Origin of the sequence: Actinomyces israelii DSM 43320, assembly GCF_000711965.1 — a bacterium.
Lineage (GTDB): Bacteria > Actinomycetota > Actinomycetes > Actinomycetales > Actinomycetaceae > Actinomyces > Actinomyces israelii.
Genome location: NZ_JONS01000095.1, coordinates 1 through 1703, shown reverse-complemented (window position 1 = coordinate 1703; position 1703 = coordinate 1). Strand labels below are relative to the sequence as shown.

Genomic DNA, 1703 nt, shown 5'->3' with positions numbered 1-1703 from the left:
TGTCGGCCTTGACCGGAAAACTTGACCGGAAAAGGTGGCTCCCACGCACTTTTAGCGCCGACCCCCGCCCTGCCCTCGCCGCAGAACCGCAGAATCACGCCGATCCCCGCCGCACCCAAGACCGCTGAGCGCCTTAAAAGTGCGTGGGAGCCACCTTTTTTCCACCGCACAGCACCACTAGACGACTGAGTCCTGGCGGAGCGGGCCGTCAACACCGACGGCGACCCGCAGCCGGCCCCGCACCCCCTTCGCCGAGACCGGGCCGCCTCCGCGCCGCAGCCAGCCCGAAGAGCCCACCGGACCGGACGACGACCCGCGCACCCGCGCCCAGCCCACCCACTCCCGCGAACCGATCTCGAGCCGAAACCGAACCGATCTCGACGACTCAGCGGGGCGGAGACGTCTCCGGCCCGCTAGCGCGCTGGGCGTTCCCTCTCACTCGACGCCCTCTTACTCGGCACCCTCCTGTTCGGCCTCCTTGAGGGCGGTCTCCAGGGCGGGCAGGATGCCGCGCGCGCCCAGCCTGCGCCTCTTGGCGCTGAGCCGCCGCAGGGCCCGCTGGTACAGCTCATCGGCGGAGTCCCATTCGTGAGCCCGCGCCCGGACGTCGGCCATGAGCGCGACCAGCTCGCGCGGGTGGATCTCCTCGATGGCGTCCACATGGTCCAGGGCGCCACGGCGGTAGGACACCGGGAGCAGCGAGGCGTCGTAGGTCCGCCACACGAAGTCGTCCGCATCGATGTAGGCGAACGTCTCCCCCAGGACGCGGCGCACCCGCTCCTCCCGGGACTTGGCTGTTCGCGACAGCCCGAACGTGCGGCAGACCTTGACAACGAGCCGGTGCCGGGTCAGCGGGGACTCGACGTCGCAGATGGCCCGGGCCACCTCGATCACCTGGGCCTTGGCCTCGGGGTCCTTCTCCGCGCGGTCGAGCACGTCGCGCGGGTGCGTCCCCTCGGGCCGCCACTCGCGGTAGTCGGTCGGGGCGGCCGGTGCCGCCGAGCTGTCGGGGGCGGCGGTGTCCGGCGTCGATGGGCCGGCCGGACTGGTGGGCGCAGCGGGCTCGGCAGGCGCAGTGGGCGCGCTCGAAGCGCTCGGGGCCGCGAGCGCACCGGGCGCCGTGGATGCCGAGGGCACAGCCGCGCTCGGCGCGGCGAGTACCGCCGTGCCATCCGGCGCATCGGGTGCCGCAGGCGCACCGGGTGCCGCGGCGGGCCCGTCCCCGGGCGCCGCAGAGGCCGCCGCGAGCCCGCCCCTGGGGGCTGCGGTGAGCCCCTCACGGGCGGGCGCCGGAGCAGCCGCGGCACCGACGTCGGCCACGGCGTCCGAGTCCGACGGCGCCTGCTCGTCCCCATCAGCCCCGGGGGCCTGCGGCTGGTCCTTCCGCGCCGAGAGGGTCCCGCCGGCGGCCTCGACGAGCCGGGCGACGACGGCATCGGGGTCGGCGACCCACTCGGGCGTCCAGACGCGCTCGATACGCTCCCACTCCATGCTCTTCAGGACGTCGACCGGCAGCAGGTCGCGGTCCATGACGCTCCCGCGCCGGTCCCAGCCCGGCCCGTCCAGAAGGACGGCGACCCTGGGCCGATCCGGCTTCCCGGCCTGCCCCGGCTGGCCGGCCCCCGGGGCGGCGAGCACGAGGTCGATCTCGAAGGACGAGTGGCCCACCCCGACGCTCACCGCCAGGCCCGCCTCGCGCAGCC

General features: G+C 74.6%; 1 protein-coding gene. It reads right to left on the bottom strand.

Translation table 11 applies throughout. The features are described from left to right. Positions 1-450: 450 nt before the first annotated feature. Positions 451-1703: DUF3320 domain-containing protein (locus O145_RS19445; RefSeq protein ID WP_043564503.1), on the bottom strand; the 1253-nt coding region annotated here is incomplete at its 5' end.